This window comes from Bradyrhizobium sp. GW821-FHT13H05 (assembly GCF_058804065.1).
Map to the genome: position 1 here is coordinate 847,634 of NZ_JBXAPO010000003.1, position 21,780 is coordinate 869,413.

A 21,780-nucleotide genomic window follows, 5' to 3' on the forward strand; every position below is an offset into this window, starting at 1 on the left:
GTGGTCTGGTGGCTTGGCCTGGCAGACGAGGAGTTGAAAGAGTGGCTGACATGAATCCCGACAGGCGTTCCGTCCTTGCAGGCTTGTGTTCACTGCCGGCGATCGGCATCGCCGCATCGTTCGGCCCGCTGGCTGCGGCCGCGGCGGCAGAGCCGAAAAAGGGCGGCGTGCTGACACTGGTCCAGGCCGGGGAGCCGCCGGCGCTGTTGTCGTTCGTGAACTCCTCCAGCCTGGTGTTCAGCGCCAAGGTGACCGAGGGATTGCTGGAGTTCGATCACAACATGAATCCGCAGCCGCTGCTGGCCACGGCCTGGGAGGTTGCCCCCGACGGCCTGACCTACACTTTCAAGCTGCGCGAGGGCGTGAAGTGGCACGACGGCGAGGAGTTTACGTCCGAGGACGCCGCCTTCTCGATCTCGGTCTTGAAGAAGCTGCACCCCCGCGGCCGCACCACCTTTGCCCAGGTCAAGGCGATCGAGACGCCGGACAAATACACCTTGATCCTCCGACTGGAAAAGCCGACGCCGTATCTGCTGGCGGCGATGTCGTCGGCGGAGTCGCCGATCGTGCCAAAGCATCGCTACGGCGATGCGGACCCTCTGGTGCACATCAACAATACGGCTCCGATCGGAACCGGACCGTACATTTTCAAGGAGTGGGTCCGCGGCAGCCACGTCATCTGGGAACGCAATCCGAGCTACTGGAACAAGTCTCTCCCCAACGTCGATCGCTTGGTGGCGCGTTTCATTCCCGATCCGGCCGCGCGCACGGTCGCCTATGAGGTCGGCGATGTCGATCTCGGCTATCGGACGCCGGTGCCTTATCGCGACGTCGAGCGCCTGACCAAGAATCCGAAGATTGCGGTTGAGGAGAAAGGTTATGCCTATGATCCGCCCAATATCATCATCCTCGAGGCCAATCTCGAAAACGAGTATCTGAAGGACCTCAAGGTGCGGCAGGCGATCGCCCACTGCATCAACCGCGAGACGATCTGCAAGGTCGTGTTCTTCGGCAACGCCGTTCCGTCGGCCGCGCCTGTCGTGCCCTACCACAAGGATTTTCACTACGAGAAGCCGTCGCCGTATCCGTTTGATGTCGCGGCAGCGGCGAAATTGCTGGATGAGGCGGGATATGCGCGCAAAGGCAGCGCCATGCGTTTCAGCCTGACGCTGGATTATACGTCCGAGGAACAGCGGGTGCTCGCCGAGTTCCTGCGGGCGGCGATGAGCCGTGCGGGGATTGGCGTTGAGCTGCGTGGACAGGACATGGGCACCCTGGTCAAGCGCATCTATGGCGAGCGGGCCTATGCGCTGCACCTCGCCTCGATCAGCAATCTGTTCGATCCGCAAGTCGGCGTTCAGCGTCTGTATTGGTCGAAGAATTTGATCAAGGGCGTGCCCTTCTCGAACGGAACGGCCTACAGCAATCCTGAAGTTGATGCGCTCCTGGAAGCCGCGGCCGTGTCGATGGACCGCGCCGACCGCATCGCAAAATGGAAGAAGATCCAGGAGATCGTCATGCGCGACGTTCCAAATTTTCCGATCGCGATGCCGTCATGGCTGACAATCAGCCAGAGCCGGGTGAGAGACCATTCCCCTAACGCCGAGGGCTTTGAGGGGTCGCTGTCGCAGGTCTATATCGCAACGTAGCGCCATCAATCCGAAGCTTTCGCATCGTCGAAGCCGCCTGTTCCTTGCCCAAACGTCGGTTAGGAGGCATCGCAAGCACGGCTCAGATCCGAGCAGCCGTGGCCGATTGTGTACAAGCAGGGCGATCGCGATCAAGCGGTCGGCAATTTGGACAGTCTCCATCGCAAACCCAACTGCTTGTCGCCCTGAAGGCGTGGCACACCATTTGCTTAGTTCGATCGTTGGACAGGAAACGGAGGGAGGGCCGCACAACAAGGGGTGGCAATGCGGAACGTTGGTACGAATGTCCGGTCTTCGATCGACGTCGACCGGCTCAATTTGATCGCGTCGTTCGTCTCCGTCGCGGAGCATCTCAGTTTTATCGCCGCCGCAAACGTCATCGGGACTTCGCCTTCGACGATCAGCCGCAAGGTGTCCCGCCTCGAAGATGCGTTGGGATTGCGACTGTTCGAGCGGACGACGAGACGTGTAGCGTTGACCGAAGCCGGTCGTCTCTATCACGCGCAATGCGTGCAGATATTCAATCATCTTGCCGACGCGGATGCGATGATCGCGTCGCTGAACTCGGAACCGAGCGGCCTGTTGCGGGTGAGCTTTCCGGTTGCCTTCGGCCGGCTCAAGCTGTCGGAGATCATCAGCGAGTTTCTCGACGCCTATCCGAAGGTCAGGGTCGAGGCCAACTACACCGATCGCTTCGTCGATCTCATCGAGGAGTCCTACGATGCCGTTGTACGGATCGGAAGCCTGCCCGATTCGACACTGATCGCGCGCAAGATTGCCGATAACCGCAGGCTCGTCGTTGCGTCTCCGGCCTATCTCGATCGGCACGGCGTCCCTCGCGAGCCGGCCGATCTCGCATCCCATCATTGTCTGAGCTTCAGCCACTATTCCGCATCTGGCAGTGTCTGGCGCTTCAAGCTCGATCAGCGGATCGAGGAGGTCAAGGTCTCCGGCGAGTTCAGGTCGGATAACTCCGAAGCGATCTACGAGACAGCGTTGCGCGACCGCGGCATCGGATTGGTCGCCAATTATCTTTGCCACGACAGCATCCAGAGGGGCGATCTCGTTCCGCTCTTGCCGGACTGGACCAGCGTGCCGGAGGCGGGCGTCTATGTCGCCTACAGCAGCAGCCGGCATCTCGCACCCAAGGTCAGGGTGTTTTCCGATTTTCTGGTGCAGAAGTTGAAAAATGTGCCGTGGTAGCGATCATTGACTGCGACCAGGTTCGGCTCGGGCAGGAAAGTTGGCGCCGCTTTTTGTCGCTGTTCCAGTCGCTGGCGCGCGCGACATGTTGTTGTGTCGCGCTACGATGCTGGAGGCCGGCTTGATGGAGAACCTGATCTATCGTGGTTCCGCCGACCGCTCTGTGCTGGCCGCATTTTGACCCGCCACCATGCCGGTCGCTTTGGCGGCCCTGTTCCGTGGTCATGAACCACCTTGCACAGTTTTGCTACAGGTCGACACGAATTGCAGCAATCTTCGCTGCAACAACGCGCTTGACATAATATCCGATCTCAACGACCGTAATGCACGAGCGTCGGGCAAGGCAGCCCGTCAACGCGAACAAGTTCAAACCATTTCCAACGCCACGCGCAAATGCGTGTTCGGTTGGCGGCGAGGGCGCCCTCGGCTTCACAGCCGGCGGGCGTTTTTTTGTTTTGGATCGAGTGATGATGCGAAGACATTATCGGATCGGCGTGATGTTCTCGACGACGGGCTCCTACAGCGTCGTCGCGCGCTCGATCCTCAACGGCGCGCTGCTCGCCTTCCAGGAGGTCAACGCCAGCAGCCCTGACATCGAGCTGGAGCCGGTCGTTGTCAACCCGTCCGGCGATCTCGCGCGCTATCGTTCGCTCAGCCTCGAGCTGCTCGGCTCCGGCATCCGCCAGGTGGTCGGCTGCTACACCTCGTCGAGCCGCAAGGAGGTGATCCCGTGCTTCGAGAAGTTCGACGGGCTGTTGTGGTATCCCTCGCACTACGAGGGTTTCGAGAGCTCCGATAACGTCATCTACACCGGTGCTGCGCCCAACCAGCACGTGCTGCCGCTGGTCGACTATCTGGCGTCCCGGGTCGGCTCGCGCGCCTTCTGCATCGGCTCCAATTACATCTGGGCCTGGGAGAACAACCGCATCTTCCGCGAGGCGCTGATTGCCCGCGGCGGCACCGTGCTCGCCGAGCGCTATCTTTCGGTCGGCGATACCGAGGTCGACCAGGTCATTGCGGCGATCATCGACCAGCGCCCGGATTTCGTCTTCAACAATCTGATCGGCACCAGCGCCTATGCCTTCTTCCGCGCGTTCCGCGCTGCCTGCCGGGCGCGCGGCATCGACCAGGCTGCGGAAATTCCCGTTGCCAGCTGCACGCTGTCGGAACCGGAATTGCCGGAGATCGGGCCCGACGCGATCGACGGGCATCTGTCGTCGAGCGTCTATTTCTCGTCGCTGAATTCGCCGGAGAATGCCGCCTTCATCGATGCCTATACGCAATCCTTTCCGGATGGACCGGTCTCGTCCGCAGACGCCGAGTCGTCTTACATCGCCGTCAAGCTGCTCGCAGCCGCATTGTCGCAGGCCGGCACGGACGATGCGCGCACGGTGCGCGGGGCCGTGGCCGATCAGCGGCTGCGGGCTCCGCAAGGCGAGGTCCGGATCGATCGGCAGACCTTTCACGCCTGGCTCACGCCGCGGATCGGCCGCTCGGCTGCGAATGGGCAGTTCGAGGTGCTGCTGGAATCCCGCGAGCCGATCGCGCCCGATCCCTATCTCGTCCAGTCGTCGCCGCGCTTTGCCAGCGCGATGCGCTCTCCGCTGTTGAAGGTGGTGCAATCATGAGCTCTCGACTGTTACAGAATTTCAAGGGCGGCCGCGCCATCGTCGTGACACGGCGAGGCGGATGGGAGAGCACGCTCGAAACGACGCTCGCCAAGCTCGGCGTCTCGACCGAATATCCTGAAATCATCGACGGTCGCGCGCAGATCGAGATTGCGAGCCTTCAGGCCGATCGCGATATTCTGTTCGTGGACGGCGATCTCGAAGGCGCCGTCGCGATCGAGGTCCATCCGGCCTCGCGGTTGCCGCCGGTACCGGTGATCGGCCTCGTCGGCGTCGAGGCGCCGAGCCGGTTGAAGGCGCTGGTCAATCTCGGCGCGACCTCGTTCCTGCGCAAGCCGGTGCATGGTGGCGCGGTTTACACATCCCTGTTCATGGGCATCAACCAGTTCCTGCTGCGCGCCGAAATGAGCGAGCGCCTGCGGGACCTCGAGGAACGCCGTCGCGGCCGTCGCGCGGTAATCCGGGCCGTGATCCTGCTGATGCAGCAGGGCGGCCTCGACGAGGAGGGTGCCTATTCCCAGCTCCGTCGCGAAAGCATGCGCGCGCGGCAGAACATGGAACTCTACTGCGAGGAGTTCCTGAGCAAGCGGGCGAAGCCGCCCGACACGACCGGCCGCACGACCGGCACCATGCTGCAAGGCGGCAACAAGCAAGCCATCTAGGAGAAGCAAAATGAGCAAGTCTGTATTGCGGGGGCTGCGTGCCGCAGCCCTCACGGGGACGCTTGTCCTCGGATCATCCATCGAATCAAACCCGGCCCTCGCGGCGGAAAACCCGATCAAGCTCGGCGTGCTGGAGGATCAATCCGGCGACTTCGCCGCCGCCACGATCGGCAAGGTCCACGCCATCCAGCTTGCCGCCGACGAGATCAACAAGGCGGGCGGCATCATGGGCCGGCCGCTCGAGCTCGTTCCCTACGACACGCAGTCCGACAACACGCGCTACCAGGAGTTCATGCGCCGCGTGCTCCAGCGCGACAAGGTCGACGTCGTGTTCGCCGGATTCTCCTCGGCCTCCCGCGAGGCGTATCGGCCGATCGTCGACCAGTTCAACGGCTTTGCCTTCTACAACAACCAGTACGAAGGCGGCGTCTGCGATGGCCACATGATCGTCACTGGCGCCGTGCCGGAGCAGCAGTTCTCCACGCTCATTCCCTACATGATGGAGAAGTACGGCAAGAACGTCTACACGCTCGCCGCCGATTACAATTTCGGCCAGATCTCGGCGGAATGGGTGCGCAAGATCGTCAAGGAGAACGGCGGCAAGATGGCCGGCGAGGAGTTCATCCCGCTCGGCGTGTCGCAATTCTCGCAGAGCGTCCAGAACATCCAGAAGGCCAAGCCCGACTTCGTCGTCACGCTGCTGGTCGGCACCGCACAGGCCTCCTATTACGAGCAGGCAGCCTCCGCCAACGTCAACCTGCCGATGGCGTCATCCGTCAACGTCGGGCAGGGTTACGAGCACAAGCGCTTCAAGCCGCCGAGCCTGAAGGACATGTACGTCACCACCAACTACATCGAGGAAATCGACTCGCCCAAGAGCAAGGAATTCTACGCCAAGTTCAAGGCGAAGTTTCCGAGCGAGCCCTATGTGAACCAGGAGGCGGAAAACTCCTATCTCGCCGTCTACCTGTACAAGCAGATGGTGGAGCGTGCGAAGTCGACCAAGCGCGAGGACATCCGCAAGGTGATCGCGTTGGGCGACGTCTGCATGGATGCGCCGGAGGGCAAGGTCTGCATCGACCCGAAGAGCCAGCACATGTCGCACACGATCTATCTCGCCAAGGTCGGCGCGGATCATTCGATCTCCTTCCCGAAGACCTGGGAGGACATCAAGCCGTACTGGCTGGGTGAGGCCGGCTGCGATCTTACCAAGAAAGATCCGATGGCCCAGTACACGCCGTCGAATCCGCCGCCGAAACCCTGACCCGGCGGTTGATCGCTCCGGCGTACCTGCACGCCGGGGCGATCACGGTTACCCGCGACGGCAACGTCGTCCCTCTCATCGATCTGGTTGGTTCATGGACATCGCGACGCACGTCTTCTCGGCACTCTATCAATTCGGTGACGCCTTCGCATTCCTGGTGCTCTCGGCCTGCGGGCTCGCGGTGATCTTTGGCATGATGGGCGTGATCAATCTCGCCCATGGCGAGTTCATCATGTGTGGTGCCTATGTCACCGCGGCGACCGTGCATGCCGGCCTGCCGTTGCCGTTGGGGATTCTGGCCGGGACGATCGTGTCCGCGCTGGTCGGCGTCTTGGTGGAGCTTGCGGTCATCCGTCATCTCTACGACCGGCCGCTCGACACCATCGTCGCCACCTGGGGGCTCAGCCTGATCGCGACGCAGGGAACGCTGATCATGGTCGGCTCGACCATGGCGGGCGTCGGCACGCCGTTCGGCAGCTTTCAGGTCGGCGACTACTCCTATTCGATCTACCGCATCGTGCTGTTCTGCTCCGCGCTCGGTGTGCTCGCCGCGCTCTATGCGCTGTTCAACTGGACGCGCTTCGGCGTGCTGGCGCGGGCGACGATCCAGGTGCCGCACATGGCGGCAGCCCTCGGTGTCGATACGCGCCTGGTCTACAGCCTCACCTTTGCCTGCGGTGCAGGGCTCGCCGGCCTTGCCGGTGGCCTCTATGCGCCGACCATGACGCTGGTGCCGACCATGGGGGCGACCTTCATCATGGAGGCCTTCGTCACCGTCGTGATCGGCGGCGCCGACGTCTTCCTCGGCACGGCGCCGGCAGGCGGCGTGCTTGCGGTGGTGAAATCGGTGATGACGTCCTGGCAGGGGCAGTTGTTCGGCCAGATCGGCCTGCTGGTCGCTGTCATCATCGTGGTCCGGGTTCTGCCGAAAGGCATCTCCGGCTTCGTGCTGCGCGAGCGCACCTGACGGAGTAATGGCGTCGTGACCGGTTTTTTCTCGCTGTTTCGCCGTCTCGAAGGCCCGCAGACCGTCGGTCGCGGTCCGGCCTTCTGGGGCTTGTTTGCAATCGTGATGCTGGTCGCGCTGGCCTATCCGCTGTTCAGCGACGGCTACACGGTCGGCAACACCGTCTACTTCTTCGTCTGGGTGTTTATCGCTCTCAGCCTGTGCCTGATCTGGGGCTACGGCGGCTCGCTGTCCTTCGGTCAGACCGCGTTCTTCGGCATCGCGGGTTATGGCTACGGCGTCCTCACCCTCAATTTCGGCGCGGCCTATGGCTTTACGCTGGTCGCCTTTGTCGCTGCGGTCGCGATAGCTGCACTGTTCGCCGTCCTGCTCGGCTACTTCATGTTCTTCGGCCGGATCGCCGGCGTCTTCCTCGGCATCGTCACGCTCGCCGTGACCTTGATGCTGGAGCGCTTCATGGCGCAGACCGCGGGGCCGGAATGGCATATCGGCAGCGCGCGGCTCAACGGCTTCAACGGCATGAGCGCGATGCCGCCCTTGACCATCCCCTGGCCGGGTGAGCCGATCGTTCTGTTTGCCGATGTTGGGCTCTACTATTTCGTGCTCGGCCTTTTGGTCTTCGTCTATCTGGCCTTGCGCATCCTGATGAACTCGTCGTTCGGCAACGTCATCGTCGCGATCCGCGAGAACCCCGAACGCGCGGAAATGCTGGGCTATGACGTGCGCAAGTACCAGCTCATCACCTTCGTCATCGGTGCCGCGCTCGCCGGGATATCCGGCGTGCTCTACACCGCGTGGGGCCAATACATCACGCCGTCGAGCATGGGCATGACGGCGGCCGCGCTGCCGCTGATCTGGGTCGCCGTCGGCGGCCGCAGCGACCTGACCTCGACCGTGGTCGGCACGCTGGTGGTGCTCGCCGCATTCCAGGCGCTCACCATTTACGGCAGCCAATATGCGCTCGTCTTCATGGGCGTGCTGCTGGTGCTGACCGTTCTCATCGCCCCGAACGGTCTCGTGCTCGGCGCAATGCACTGGCTCGCGCGGCTCGCCGCGCGCCTCACGCAGAGGGCCGGCTGATGTCGCTGCTTGAGCTTCGCAATCTGAATAAGCATTTCGGTGGCTTGCACGTCACCAACGCCGTAGATCTCAAGCTCGAGCCCGGCGAGATCCATTGCCTGATCGGTCCGAACGGCGCCGGCAAGAGCACGCTGTTCCGCCTGATCCTCGGCGAGCACCATCCCGGCAGCGGCGATATCTTGTTCGCGGGAGAGAACATCACGGCGCTCAAATCCTTTGCGCGGATTCATCGCGGCCTGTCGGTCAAGTTCCAGGTGCCGGGCGTCTTCAAGGGTCTGTCCGTCCGTCAGAACCTCGAGATCGCCTTGCAGAGCCGGCATCGCGGCGCCGAGCTCGAGGCCGAGATCGGCCGTTTGCTCGGCTTCCTTGGCCTCGAATCCGAGCAGGCACAAACGGCGGGTAATCTCAGTCACGGCCAGAAGCAATGGCTGGAGATCGGCATGGCGATCAGCCTGAAGCCGCGCCTGCTGCTGCTGGACGAGCCGACCGCCGGCATGTCGCCGGAGGAAACCCGCATGACCGGCGAGATGGTGCAGCGGCTCAATGCCGGTGGCATGACCGTGCTGGCGATCGAGCACGACATGGCGTTCGTGCGCCAGGTCGCGCAGCGCGTCACCGTGCTGCATCTCGGCCAGGTGTTTGCGCAGGGCTCGATCGACGAGATCGTGGCCGACGAGCGCGTGGCGGCGATCTATCTGGGGCAGGCCCATGCTTGATATGCCGCGCAAGGAAGTGATCCTCTCGACGCTGGCTCTGCGCGCCGGCTATGGCGGCAAGCCGGTGCTCCAGGGCCTCGAGATCGAGGTGCGGGAAGGCGAGATCGTCGCGGTCATCGGACGCAACGGCGTCGGCAAGTCGACGCTGATGAAGAGCCTGATCGGGCTGGTGCCGGCGATGAGCGGCTCGATCGTCTATCGCGGCGAGGCCGTGGAATCGCTGCCCGCACACAAGCGGGCGCGCCTGGGCATGGGCTACGTGCCTCAGGGGCGCGACGTGTTTCCGCGCCTGACCGTCGGCGAGAACGTCGCGGTCGGCGCCGCGATCAAGGGCGGCGGCATTCCCGAGGCGGGGCGGCGCAAGATCGTCGAGGCGTTTCCGATCCTCGAAGAGCGCTGGCACCAGCGGGCCGGCACCATGTCCGGCGGCCAGCAACAGCAGCTTGCGATCGGACGGGTGCTGATTGCCGATCCCAATCTGATCCTGCTTGACGAGCCGTCGGAAGGCATCCAGCCCAATATCGTCCAGGACATCGCACGCAACATGGTCGAACTCAACCGCAGGACCGGCGTGACCATCATCCTGGTCGAACAGAATCTCGACATGATCCGCGCCATGGCGCAGCGCTGCTACGTCATGGACAAGGGCCGCATCGTCGCAAGTCTCGACCGCCCCGCGCTCGACGACGAGGCGGAGATGCGCCGCCACCTCGCGGTTTGAAGAAACGACGCCTAACCAAGGAGAACAGCAATGGCCTGGCAAAATGATTCCATCATGGCACGCAAGGGCGTCGCCAAGGGCGAGCGCGGCAAGGAATACACGATCACCGAGACCGAGCAGGGCAAGTACCACTACGTCTACGGTCCCTATGTGAATCCCGTGCTCACCGTCGATCCCGGTGCAGTCGTCTCCGCCGAGACGCATGATGCGTTCGAAGGCGCGATCAAGAACGAGACCGACAGCCCATCCAAGATCCTCAACTTCCCGTTCCTCAATCCGCAGAACGGGCCGATCCACGTCAACGGCGCGGAGAAGGGCGATGTGCTCGCGGTCTATATCGAGAGCATCGTGCCGCGCGGACCGCAGCCGTGCGGCACCACCGTGGTCATGCCTGATTTCGGCGGCCTGGTCTCCACGGGACAGACCGCACTGCTCAACCCGGCACTGCCGGAGCGGGTCAAGAAGCTCGTGATCGATGCCAAGACCGGGACCAAGTGGAACGACAAGATCACGCTGCCCTATGAGCCGTTCATCGGCACCATCGGCACCTCGCCGGAGATCGAGGCGATCTCCTCGCTGGTCCCGGACTATTACGGCGGCAACATGGATCTGCCGGATGTCGGCGTCGGCGCCGTCATCTACCTGCCGGTCAACACCAATGGCGCGCTGCTCTATCTCGGCGATTGCCATGCCGCACAGGGCGACGGCGAGCTCTGCGGCGTCGCCATCGAGCATCCGACCGTGACCACGGTGCAGATCGACCTCATCAAGAACTGGACCATCGCGTGGCCGCGGCTCGAGACCCGCGATTTCATCATGACCATCGGCTCGGCGCGGCCGATGGAGGATGCGGCCCGCATCGCCTATCGCGAGCTCTGCCGCTGGATGGCGGCCGATTACGGTTTTGACGAGATCGACGCCTACATGCTGCTGACCCAGGCCGGACGCGTCCGCCTCGGCAACATGGTCGATCCCAAATACACGCTCGGCGCCTCCATCAAGAAATCCTATCTCGTCTGAGGCCGGCCGCATCATGTCCACCAAGCACAAGGTCGCCGCCGTCCAGTTCGAGCCGACCATGTTCGAGAAGGAGCGCAACGTCGCGCGCCTGCTCGAACTCTGCGAGCAGGCGGCGGCGGCTGGCGCCAAGCTGATCGTCACGCCGGAAATGGGAACGACCGGCTATTGCTGGTTCGACCGAGCCGAGGTCGCGCCCTTCGTCGAGACGATCCCGGGCCCGACCACGAACCGCTTTGCGGCGCTGGCGGGCCAGCACGGCTGCCACATCGTGGTCGGTATGCCCGAGGTCGACGAGGACGGCATCTACTTCAACACGGCCGTCCTGATCGGGCCCGACGGCATCGTCGGCCGCCACCGCAAGACGCATCCCTATATCTCCGAGCCGAAATGGGCGGCAGCGGGCGATTTGCACAACCAGGTGTTCGAGACGCCGATCGGGCGGATCGCGCTCCTGATCTGCATGGACATCCATTTTGTCGAAACCGCGCGGCTGATGGCGCTCGGCGGCGCCGACGTCATCTGCCACATCTCGAACTGGCTGGCCGAGCGCACGCCGGCGCCGTACTGGATCAGCCGCGCCTTCGAGAACGGCTGCTACGTCATCGAGAGCAATCGATGGGGGCTGGAGCGCACCGTGCAGTTCAGCGGCGGCAGTTGCGTGATCGCGCCGGACGGGCAGGTGACGGCCGTGCTCGACAAGGGCGACGGTGTACTGCTGTCCGAGATCGATCTCGATGCCGCGCGCGCGCGCCGCGTGCTCGGCGAGACCGTGCTCGTACAGCGGCGGCCGGAGCTTTATCCGGAGTTGCTGACTGACACCTTCAGCTGGAACCCGCGTGACTTCTTCGGCCTCTACGGCCACGAGCCCTGGCCGGCCGGCAAGACGTCGCAGGTCAGTGTCGCGCAATTTGCGCCTGGCGATGACGTCAGCCAAAATCTTATGGAGATATCAGCACTCGCGCGCAAGGCGAGGGCCGAGGGCGCGGAGCTCGTCGTCTTTCCGGAGCTTGCCTTGACGGGACTTGGCGATCCCCAGACATCGGCGCAACCGATACCGGGGCCGGCGACCGACAGCCTAGGCCGGCTCGCAAGGGAGCTCGGCCTGTATCTGGTCTGTGGCCTCGCCGAGCGGGACGGCGATCTGATCTACAACAGTGCCTGCCTGATCGCGCCGGATGGAGACATCTCGGTCTATCGCAAGACGCATCTTACTGCCGACGAGCAAAGCTGGGCCACTGCCGGTGACGATTGGACCGTCGTCGACACACCAATCGGCCGCATCGGGTTGTTGGTTGGTCACGACGCGTCTTTCCCGGAAGCGGGCCGGGTGCTGGCGCTGCGCGGCTGCGATCTCATCGCCTGTCCCGCCGCAATCAAGGGACGCTTCAGTTCGTCGCATGCCGGCACCGAGGTGGTGCAGCCGAAACCGATTCCGACCGGTCCCGATCCGCATCACTGGCATCATTTCCGGGTTCGTGCCGGCGAAAACAACCTGTTCTTCGCCTTCGCCAATGTCGTCGATCCCGAGCGCGGCTATCCTGGCTTAAGCGGTGTGTTCGGCCCCGATACGTTCGCGTTTCCGCGGCGGGAGGCGATCGCGGCCGACGGCACGGGCCTTGCAACCGCGCTGGTCGACACCTCAAATCTTGACAGCGTCTATCCGACCAATGTGGTGCGGCGAAAGGATCTGGTGTCGATGCGCATGCCGCACAGCTATCGTGGATTGGTCAAGGCAGCTGCGAATAACTACTGAACCAAGAAAAGGAAACGGGCCATGGATCTGGGACTTAAGGGCGCCAAGGTTCTCGTCACGGGAAGCACCAAGGGAATCGGCCGCGCCATCGCCGAGACATTTGCCACGGAGGGCGCCGATGTCGGCGTGTGCTCCCGCAATCAGGCCGAGGTCGAGAGCACGGTCGCTGCACTCAAGGCCATGGGAGTTTCGGCCTATGGTGGTGCGGTTGACGTCGCCGATGCGGCCGTGCTGAAGGCCTGGGTCGGCGATATGGCAGCAAAGCTCGGCGGCATCGATGTCGTCGTCGCCAATGTCAGCGCGCTTGCGATCGGACAGGACGACGAAAGCTGGGAGAAGGAGTTTTCGACCGACATGATGGGGACGGTCCGGCTGGTGAATGCGGCCATGCCCTATCTGGAGAAGAGCTCCGCCGGCGCGATCGTCACCATATCGAGCGTGTCCGGGCGCGAGGTCGATTTCGCCGCCGGTCCCTACGGCACCTTCAAGGCGGCCATCATCCACTACACCCAGGGGCTGGCCAATCAGCTCGCGGGGAAGAATATCCGCGCGAACTCCGTCTCGCCAGGCAATACCTATTTCGACGGCGGGGTTTGGAACATGATCAAGGACAACAATCCCGAGCTCTACAAGACCGCGCTGGCGCTCAACCCGACGGGGCGGATGGGCACGCCGCAGGAAATGGCCAACGCCGTGGTGTTTCTGGCCAGCCGTGCGGCCAGCTTCATTACCGGTACGAATCTCGTCGTCGACGGCGCGCTCACGCGTGGGGTGCAGTTCTAGCGTCGGTCGCGGAAAGTGCCGCTTTCCCGCGCTGCATTCATGGAGCTGTGCCTGCGACCTGTTCGATCGGCGTCGGTTGCAGGGCGCCTCAGGAACCGCCGGCGCCGGCCGAGCCGGAAGAGCGCGAGCGGCGCGCCTGAAGGATTTCGATGATCGCAAACATGACGATCACGACAATGAGGACGACGACGGACGCTGCGGCGATGACAGGGCTGACCTGGAGCAGGATTCCATCCCACATCTGCTTCGGCAAGGTCGTCTTGATGCCGCCGCCGACGAACAGCGCGATCGTCAGTTCCTCGAACGATTGCAGGAAGCCGGTCACGAAGCCGACGGCGAGGCCACCTGCCACGAGCGGCAAGGTGATGCGCCAGAAGGTGCGCAGCCGTCCGGCGCCGAGCGTCGAGGCCGCCGCGTCAAGCCTCCAGTCGTAGCCCTTGAAGGTCGCCAGCATGATCATGAACACCACCGGCATGGCGATAATCGTGTGACCGATGGTGATGCCGATGTTGCTCGCCACCAGCCCCATCCTCGCGAACAGATAGAACAGCGCGATCGCGATGACGATGGATGGGACCATCATTGGCGAGAGGCAGAGCAGGAATGCGATGCCGCCGAGTCGGCTGCGAGTCCTGGTGACCCCATAGGCCGCCATCGATGCGATCAGCAGCGTGATGGCCGCAGCCGCGAACCCGATGCCGAATGAACGGGTCATGGCGCCGAGCCAGAGCGGGGAGGCAAAGAACTGCTCGAACCAGCGCGCGCTCCAATTGGGAGGTGGAAACGACAGAAAGCTCGAACCGGTGAAGGCCATCGGAACAAAGGCGATGATCGGTGCCAGCAGCAAGGCGATCATGACCCAGGCATAGACCGAGAGCAGGACGCGCCCGCGCAGGCCGCGGATATTGCGCTTCCAGAGCTCCTCGATCGCGCCGAAAATCAGCCCGGCGGCGTTGACGATGGCAAGCCCGGCACGGCGCACCGGGCCGTCCGCTTTTGTCGTTCGGCCGCTGCCCGTCGTCACCGCCGACAGGTCGAAGATCCGGTCATAGATGAAGCAGATCGTGATGGTCGAGACCAGGAGAATCGCGGCGAGCGCGCTGCCGAGCTGCCAATTCTGCAGCTCGTTGATCTGCAGGATGATGAGCTGCCCGATCATGGTGTCCCTGGCGCCGCCGACGAGCGCCGGCGTGATGAAGAAGCCGAGTGAGGCCACGAGAACCAGGAGCCCAGCCGAAGCGACGCCGCGTACCGAGGGCTGGAAGAACACCTGCCAGAATGCGCGCGCGCCGTTGGCGCCGAGCGTCGATGCTGCCATCGTGAGGCGGCGATCGATCTGGTTCATGACCGGCAGCATCGTGACGACCGCCAGCGGCAGCAGCGTGTGCACCATGGCGAAGATGACGGTGGTGCGCCCGAACAGCAATTGATCTCCGCCCTTCAGGCCGATCGCGGCCATGGTCTTCGCCATGATCCCGTTGCGCCCGAGCAGCACCAGCCAGGAAAAGTTCTTGATCAGCGCGCTGGTCCAGAACGGCAGCAGGACGAACAGCGCGGCGATACGCTGCTGCCGGGGCGGCTTTTGCGACAGCCAATAGGCGAGGGGATAACCCAGCACCAGGCAGAACATCGTGGTCCAGCAGGCGACCTGGAATGTCGTCGAGAGCACGGCGAGATAGGGGCCGCCGTTCCAGATGCGCAGGAACGGCGCGAAGGTCAGTGCGCCCGTGACCTTGTCCATCACGCTCACGGACAACATCTGCGCGGTCGGCCAGACCAGGAACAGGGCCAGGAAACCGAGGCCGGGCAGCGCCAGCCACAGCGGATCGAGCTTGAGCTTGCGCGCCTTGGTGCGCGGATGCTCGGCAACTCCGAGAGACGTCGTCTCGGCCATCTTTCAGTGCTCTCGTTCGATCCGTCGCAGCGTGGTCATCTCGGTCTATGCGCGCTTGGCAAGCGGCGTCGTCGCCAGTGAGGTGTGGCGGTTCTCGGGGCGCGCGAGGCCAAGGTGCTCGCGGAGGGTCCGTCCTTCATAGTCGTGGCGGAACCGTTCGCGCCGCTGCAGCTCCGGCACCACCTTCTCGACGAAGTCGGTCATCGTGCTCGGCAGTGCGGCGAACGAGATCATGAAGCCGTCGCAGGCGCCTGCGTCGATCCAGGCTTCCATGTGATCGGCGACCTGGGTCGCGGTGCCGCAGAACGTCGCCTTGGCGCGATTGAATCGGCGCGCGATCTCGCGCAACGTCAGGCCTTGCCGGATCAGGCCGGCGATCTCGTCGAAATAGCCCTTGTGGAGGTTGGACGTCGCAGGAATCCGGCTGACCGGCACCGGCTCGTCGAGCGGCAGATCCGACAGATCGGTTTCGAGGTCCTGCGCGAGGCGCAAAACGCCGACGTCGGGATGGACCAGGTCCTGCCAGCGATCGAGCTTGTCGCGCGCCTCCTGCTCGGTCTCGCCGATCACGACCGAAATGCCCGAGGCGATCTTCAGGTCATCAGGCCGACGGCCAAACTTGACCATCCGGGCCTTGAGATCGCTGTAGAAGGCCTTGGCGGCGTCGAGATTGCCGCTCGAACCGAACACCACTTCGGCATGTTCGGCCGCGAAATCCCGACCCGTGTCGGATGCGCCGGCCTGGATGATGACCGGGCGGCCCTGCGGCGAACGCTCGATGTTGAGCGCGCCATGCACGGTGAAGTACTTGCCCTTGTGGTCGACCAGATGCTGCTTCTCGGGCAGGAAGCTCTGGCAGGTCTCCTTGTCGTAGACGAAGGCGCCGTCTTCCCAGGTGTCCCAGAGCGCCTCGACGACTTCGAGGAACTCCTTCGCCTTGATGTAGCGGTCGGCGTGCGGGGGCAGCCGTTCGAGACCGAAATTGCGCGCCGCGTAATCGTTGGCGGAGGTCACCACGTTCCAGGCGGCACGGCCATGCGAGATGTGATCCAGCGAGGAGAACAGTCGCGCAACATTATAGGGTTCGTAGAAGCTGGTCGATGCGGTGGCTCCGAGGCCGATACGGGTCGTCGCCCCCGCAATGGCCGAAAGCAGCGTGATCGGCTCCAGCACGTTCATGAACAGCGGCGACCGGCTCCAGGCTCTCAGATTTTCGGTGCGCGCCGCCGGTGTGTCCGCGATGAAGAAGAAGTCGAACTTGCCGCGTTCGGCGAGTTGCGCCATCTCGCGGTAATAGTCGATGTCGGTCGAGGCGTGCGGCCGCGCCTCGTCCATCAACCAGGATGCTGCGTGTGATCCGTTGGCGTGCACCAACGCGCCGATCACCATCTGCTTCTTCTTGCTCATGACCGTCCCTCGATGTTTTCCCCGCGTCGCAGGCGTTACTTCTTGCCGCCCATCAGGAGCCATTCCTGGAAGCGCTCCGAGACCTCTGCGTAGTTCTTGCCCCAATAGGCATAGTCGCGCACGGTGAGGCCTGCGAGATTTTCAGGCAGCGTCGGAAGCACCTTGGCGCGTTCGGGCGTGATGAACTTGTAAGCCTTGAGGTTGCTTGGACCATTGGCGACGATGCTGGAATAGGCGGCCTGGCGCTCGGGCTGCATGGAGAATTTCACGAACTCGCGGGCCTGCTTCAGCTTCGTCGTGCCCCGCGGAATCGACCAGCCATCGATCGAGTAGAGGCCCTTCCAGATGATGTTGACCGGAGCGCCGGAATCAATCGCGGCAAAGGCGCGCGCCGACCACGTGTCGGCCATGTCGACTTCGCCGTTCTGCAGGATCTGGGTGTTCTGCGCGCCGGCGGTCCACCACACCGCGACCTCGGAGCGGATCTTGTCCATCATCTTGAAGGCGCGATCGACGTCGAGGGGGTAGAGATCCTTCGGCGCCACGCCATCGGCGAGCAGCGCCGATTCCAGCACGCCCTTGGGATTGCGATACAGGCCGCGGCGTCCCGGAAACTTGGTCGTGTTCCAGAAGTCGGCCCAGCCTGTCGGGGCCTCCTTCTTGTAAACATCCGTGCGGTAGGCCATCACGATGCCATAGGCCGAGAAGCCGAACCAGTTCGGCATCAGCGCGCCCGAAATCAGCTCGTCGTCCGGACCCTTGGTGATCTCGAGCGGCTCGAGATAGTTCTTCTCCTGGGTCAGGCGCAGCACGTCGTCGGGGGTGACCATGCAGACGTCCCAGAGCTTGCTGTTCGTGTCGACGATGACCTTGAACTGCGTGACCGGGTCGGATTCGTGGGCAACACCTTCGACGCGGATGCCGGTGGCCTTCTCGAACGGATCATAGAAGGCGGTGCGCAGCGCGGCGCCCGGGGCGCCGCCGACGTCGGCGACGGTGATCTGCTCGGCTGCACCGGCCCGTCCGGGCCAGACAGCCGGCAGCGCGATGCCGGTGGCGGCCACGCCCGCTGTTTTCAGAAGCTTTCGTCGTGAGATGGGCGTGGTGGCGGACATTGCTGTTCTCTCCGTGATGCGCTGGTCGGGAAGGACACGACGTGATGGCGCGGTGTTACGCGCCCGACATTGATGGACTGCTTTCGAGGACCCGGGCCTGGTTACGGTCCCAACGGATAAAGACGCTTTCACCGATTTCGACCGGTAGCAGGCCGGCCGCACGACGCGCGGTGATCAGCGTGCCGCTGGCGAGCCGGACCAGAAGCCGCGTCTCCGAGCCCGCATAGATGCTTTCCTGAACACGGCCGCTCAGCAGCGCCTCGTCGCCGTTGCAAAGAACGAGCTTTTCCGGGCGCACCACCAGCGCAGCCGGTCGGCCAAGCAGCATATCGCAGCCGTCCGGGAGCGGAAGGACGCCATCGCGTGTTTCAAGGCATCCGTTGGCGGCAATGCTGCCATGGATCAGGTTGGATGCGCCGATGAAATCGGCGACGAAGACGTTGGCCGGCCGTTCGTAGATATCCTCAGGCGCGCCGAGCTGCTCGATCCGGCCTTCGTTCATCAGACAAATGCGGTCGGCCAGCGCGAGGGCCTCTTCCTGATCGTGCGTCACGAAGATGATGGTTGCGCCTGTTTCGCGGTGCAGCCGCTTGATCTCGATCCGCATGTCTTCCCTGAGCTTCTTGTCGAGCGCGGACAGGGATTCATCCATCAGGATCAGCGACGGCCGATAGACGAAGCAGCGCGCGAGCGCGACGCGCTGCTGCTGGCCGCCGGACAGTTCGCGGGGAAAGCGGTTGGCGAAGTCCGACAGCCCGACCATCGCGAGCGTCGCCTCGGCCCGGTTCTTGATTTCACCCACCGGCATTCGCCGCATCTGCAGCGGGAACGCGACATTCTCGCGGACCGTGAGGTGAGGAAACAGCGCGTAGTTCTGAAACACCACGCCGATGTCACGCTTGTCCGCGGAATTGTCGGTCTCGTCACGGCCGTCGATGATCAGCTGGCCGCCCGATGGTTCGACCAGACCGCAGATGATCTGGAGGAGCGTCGTCTTGCCGGACCCGGATGGACCGAGTACCGCGAGGAGCTCGCCGGCAACCACCTTCAGCTCGACCGGGCCGAGCACGGTTGCGTCGCCGTAAGCCTTCGAGATGCCACGAACGTGCAACTTGACCGTCGATACCGCCGGGCCGGTCAGCATCGATGCCGAGCTGTGATCCGGCACGGCGAGCCCGGCGGCCGTCTCCTGTGCGTCGCGCGACGATCGCCACAACATACGAAACACGTCGCTGCGGCGGCGGTTTCGAAGAGGTGGAGCGGCGCGGATCGCGTCCATTACAGATCCTGTCAGGTCAACTCGGACAAAGTAAGCCTTCGGGATCCGCAAGGTGTAAATTACGAAAACCGGGTCCTTTGCTTAGACGACGCCTAATCGATCTGGTTGCGGAATTATTGGGCGAACAGTGATCAACCATTGATCTTTCCGCCTTCGGCGTTGGCGATCGACCGCTATAGCTTTCAGGTAATCAGCGGCGACGATTTTCTTATTTTACCTCGGCAGTGGAATCCATAAGTCTCGCTTGCCTGACCTCGCCGCTCGGAGGAGCAATAGATGACGAATTCCGCCGCCTCGCCGGACGAGCAGCAGCTTCGAGTCGATCTCGCGGCCGCCTTCCGCAGCATCGCCAGGCTTGGCATGCACGAGGCCGTCGCCAACCATTTCAGCGCTGCGATCTCCGCCGACGGGCGCCGGTTCCTGATGAATCCAAAGTGGCGGCACTTTTCGCGCGTCAAGGCCAGCGATCTCGTTCTGTTCGACCTTGATGATGTGCAAGGCGTCAAGGGACGGCCGGACGTCGATCCGACGGCCTGGGCCATCCACGGCCAGATGCACAGGCAGCTGCCCCAGGCGCGGGTCGTGATGCATCTCCACCCGCCTTTCGCGACCACGATCGCATCGCTCGTTGATCCCCAGATCAAGCCGATCGATCAGAATACCGCGCGCTACTTCAATCGCCTTGCCATCGACGACCGCTATGGAGGCATGGCTGACAGCGAGCAGGAGGGCGCGCGCCTTGCCGCGCTGCTCGGTAACAAGTCGCGGCTGATGATGGGAAATCACGGCGTGCTCGTGATCGCCAACACGGTCGGGGAAGCCTTTGACGACATCTATACGCTGGAGCGCGCCTGCCAGATCCTGGTCCAGGCCTATGCGACGGGGCAGCCGTTGAAGATTCTGCCCGACGCGGTCGCCGAAAGCACGGCGCAGGATTGGGAGCAGATCACGGATTTCTCGATTGCGCATTTCGAGGAGATGAAGCGTCTCCTGGATGCCGAGGATCCGTCCTACGCGCATTGACTGCGGTTGCGGTGCGGTGCCCGGGATAGTGCGAACGAGATCGAGACGGGAGCGGACATGATACGAACGGGCGAAGAGTACAAAGCCTCCATTCGCGACAGCCGCGCGGTCTATATGAACGGCGAAAAGATCAAGGATGTCACCATTCATCCGGCGTTCAAGCCGCTGGTCGATCTCAGGGCCCGGATATACGACCTCCAGCATGCCCCGGAGACGCGGCATCTGATGACCTACCGCGAGGACGGAGAGGTTCACGCGGTCAACAACAAATTGCCGCTCAGTCAGCAGGATTGGTGGGACAAGCGCCGCGCGACCGACACGGTCCTGGAGGATGTCGGCGGCATCATCACGCGCGTCGGCGACGAGACGGTCGGCGAAATATGGTCATTGTTCGATGGGCAGGACGTGCTCAACGACGTCGATCCGCAATTCTCCAAGAACATTCGCAACCACATCTTCAAAGTTCTGCATTCCGATCCGTTCCATGTCTCGGCGAACACCGACCCCAAGGGCGACCGCTCGAAGGCTCCGCAGGACCAGGATCCCGACATGCTGCTGCATGTCGTCAGGGAGACCGATGCCGGCATCGTGGTGCGGGGCGCCAAGTACGAGACGGCAGCGGCCTACGCCAACCAGGCCTTCACCAAGCCGACCATCGCCAATTGGGGCGATGCCGCTTATTCCGATTATGCGGTCGGGTTTATCTGCGATCTCAACTCGCCGGGCCTCAAATTCATCTGCCGCACCGGCTTTGCGGGCAGAGCTCCGGCCGAAGACTATCCGCTGTCGAACCGGTTCGACGAGGTCGATACGCTGGTGATCTTCGACGACGTCGTGATCCCGTGGGACAACGTTCTGTTCTATCGGCACACCAAGGCGGCGGCCTATATTCGGGCGACGCTGCATCGCTATTCGGCGTTTGCGTTCGTGCAGCGAAACCTGAAGCTCGCCGACATGCTGATCGGCGCGGCGCTGTTCAACGTTCGCCAGACCGGGCTAGAGCGGCAGCAGGCGGTGCAGGAGAAGCTCTCGAAGCTTGCGATCTATCGCGAAGGGATCAATGCGCATCTGACGGCGGCGATCGCGCTGCCCGAGCGCAGCCCCGGCGGCCTGATGATGCCAAACCAGTCGCTGCTCTACACCGGGCGTGTGCTGGCCTGCTCGCAGCTTCACGAGATGATGCACGTCGCGCGCGAATTGTGCGGAGGTCAGATCTGCGTGACGCCGGACAAGGCCGCGTTCGAGGATGCCGAGACCGGCCCGTGGCTGGAGAAGTTCTACACCGTCAACGAGAATTGGGTCGCCGATGACCGGCGCCGGCTGTTATCCTTCGCGCGTGATCTGCTCAATTCCGACTATGCGGGTCATCGGTTGACGTTCCAGCTGTTTGCCCAATCGGCGCCATTCGCGCACCTTGCCGCAGTCTACCGAAATTTCGATTGGGACGGCCCGCTCGATTTCGTGCGCAGATCGGCGGGACTGTCGGAGAAGGTCATGAAAGAGAAGGGCGCCCGGACCGGTGATCGCGCCGTCAACCAATGGTTCGGACAGATCCGCGATGCGGCCGAATAGCGGGGAGGGGTATGACGTGTCAGCCATAAGCGTGCAACAGACGG

Annotated in this window: 18 protein-coding genes; 14 read left to right on the top strand and 4 right to left on the bottom strand. The window is 63.2% G+C overall.

Going from position 1 to position 21,780, the window contains the following annotated elements; translation table 11 throughout:
* Window positions 1-50: 50 nt before the first annotated feature.
* From AC1RR3_RS12905 to AC1RR3_RS12960, 12 genes are all read left to right on the top strand, one after another.
* On the top strand, window positions 51-1,649 hold the full coding sequence (locus AC1RR3_RS12905; RefSeq protein ID WP_492823170.1) for an ABC transporter substrate-binding protein: 1,599 nt from the start codon (window positions 51-53) through the stop codon (window positions 1,647-1,649).
* Between the two features lie 264 nt (window positions 1,650-1,913).
* Window positions 1,914-2,852 (top strand): LysR family transcriptional regulator, encoded by a 939-nt coding sequence (locus tag AC1RR3_RS12910; protein ID WP_492822966.1) that lies wholly within the window; start codon window positions 1,914-1,916, stop codon window positions 2,850-2,852.
* A gap of 467 nt (window positions 2,853-3,319) precedes the next feature.
* Entirely contained in the window at window positions 3,320-4,480 is a 1,161-nt protein-coding gene (locus AC1RR3_RS12915) for a transporter substrate-binding domain-containing protein (RefSeq protein ID WP_492822968.1), read from the top strand.
* Window positions 4,477-5,142, top strand: coding sequence for an ANTAR domain-containing response regulator (locus AC1RR3_RS12920; RefSeq protein WP_492822970.1), 666 nt, complete (start codon window positions 4,477-4,479; stop codon window positions 5,140-5,142). Before AC1RR3_RS12915 ends, AC1RR3_RS12920 begins: the two co-directional genes overlap by 4 nt.
* 10 nt (window positions 5,143-5,152) lie before the next feature.
* Window positions 5,153-6,406, top strand: coding sequence for an urea ABC transporter substrate-binding protein (locus tag AC1RR3_RS12925; RefSeq protein WP_492822972.1), 1,254 nt, complete (start codon window positions 5,153-5,155; stop codon window positions 6,404-6,406).
* 94 nt (window positions 6,407-6,500) lie between these two features.
* Complete coding sequence (locus tag AC1RR3_RS12930; RefSeq protein ID WP_492822974.1) at window positions 6,501-7,373, top strand: ABC transporter permease subunit; 873 nt, start codon at window positions 6,501-6,503, stop codon at window positions 7,371-7,373.
* Between the two features lie 15 nt (window positions 7,374-7,388).
* Window positions 7,389-8,453, top strand: a complete 1,065-nt coding sequence (locus AC1RR3_RS12935; RefSeq protein ID WP_492822976.1) for a branched-chain amino acid ABC transporter permease — start codon at window positions 7,389-7,391, stop codon at window positions 8,451-8,453.
* Entirely contained in the window at window positions 8,453-9,169 is a 717-nt protein-coding gene (locus AC1RR3_RS12940) for an ATP-binding cassette domain-containing protein (protein WP_492822978.1), read from the top strand. The genes AC1RR3_RS12935 and AC1RR3_RS12940 overlap by 1 nt, the downstream gene beginning before the upstream one ends.
* Window position 9,170: 1 nt before the next feature.
* The gene (locus AC1RR3_RS12945) at window positions 9,171-9,890 is read left to right on the top strand and encodes an ABC transporter ATP-binding protein (protein WP_492823172.1); all 720 of its coding nucleotides are present in this window, start codon (window positions 9,171-9,173) and stop codon (window positions 9,888-9,890) included.
* Between the two features lie 30 nt (window positions 9,891-9,920).
* Complete coding sequence (locus AC1RR3_RS12950; RefSeq protein WP_492822980.1) at window positions 9,921-10,910, top strand: acetamidase/formamidase family protein; 990 nt, start codon at window positions 9,921-9,923, stop codon at window positions 10,908-10,910.
* 13 nt (window positions 10,911-10,923) lie between these two features.
* On the top strand, window positions 10,924-12,663 hold the full coding sequence (locus AC1RR3_RS12955) for a nitrilase-related carbon-nitrogen hydrolase (RefSeq protein ID WP_492822982.1): 1,740 nt from the start codon (window positions 10,924-10,926) through the stop codon (window positions 12,661-12,663).
* A gap of 21 nt (window positions 12,664-12,684) precedes the next feature.
* Window positions 12,685-13,446, top strand: coding sequence for an SDR family NAD(P)-dependent oxidoreductase (locus AC1RR3_RS12960; protein ID WP_492822984.1), 762 nt, complete (start codon window positions 12,685-12,687; stop codon window positions 13,444-13,446).
* 88 nt (window positions 13,447-13,534) lie between these two features.
* On the opposite strand, the gene AC1RR3_RS12965 is transcribed toward AC1RR3_RS12960, so the two are convergent.
* The 4 genes from AC1RR3_RS12965 to AC1RR3_RS12980 are packed head-to-tail and all read right to left on the bottom strand — an operon-like array spanning window position 13,535 to window position 19,141.
* Entirely contained in the window at window positions 13,535-15,340 is a 1,806-nt protein-coding gene (locus tag AC1RR3_RS12965) for an ABC transporter permease subunit (protein WP_492822986.1), read from the bottom strand.
* Between the two features lie 45 nt (window positions 15,341-15,385).
* Window positions 15,386-16,747, bottom strand: a complete 1,362-nt coding sequence (locus AC1RR3_RS12970; RefSeq protein WP_492822988.1) for an LLM class flavin-dependent oxidoreductase — start codon at window positions 16,745-16,747, stop codon at window positions 15,386-15,388.
* Between the two features lie 35 nt (window positions 16,748-16,782).
* Window positions 16,783-17,862: an ABC transporter substrate-binding protein gene (locus AC1RR3_RS12975; protein ID WP_492822990.1), complete on the bottom strand. Its 1,080-nt coding sequence runs from the start codon at window positions 17,860-17,862 to the stop codon at window positions 16,783-16,785.
* Window positions 17,863-17,917: 55 nt separating this feature from the next.
* Window positions 17,918-19,141 (bottom strand): ABC transporter ATP-binding protein, encoded by a 1,224-nt coding sequence (locus tag AC1RR3_RS12980; RefSeq protein WP_492822992.1) that lies wholly within the window; start codon window positions 19,139-19,141, stop codon window positions 17,918-17,920.
* Window positions 19,142-19,417: 276 nt separating this feature from the next.
* Between AC1RR3_RS12980 and AC1RR3_RS12985 the strand changes: the two genes are divergently transcribed.
* Both AC1RR3_RS12985 and AC1RR3_RS12990 read left to right on the top strand, forming a co-directional pair.
* Complete coding sequence (locus AC1RR3_RS12985; protein WP_492822994.1) at window positions 19,418-20,164, top strand: class II aldolase and adducin N-terminal domain-containing protein; 747 nt, start codon at window positions 19,418-19,420, stop codon at window positions 20,162-20,164.
* A 57-nt stretch (window positions 20,165-20,221) separates the two neighbouring features.
* On the top strand, window positions 20,222-21,736 hold the full coding sequence (locus AC1RR3_RS12990; RefSeq protein WP_492822996.1) for a 4-hydroxyphenylacetate 3-hydroxylase family protein: 1,515 nt from the start codon (window positions 20,222-20,224) through the stop codon (window positions 21,734-21,736).
* Window positions 21,737-21,780 lie beyond the last annotated feature (44 nt).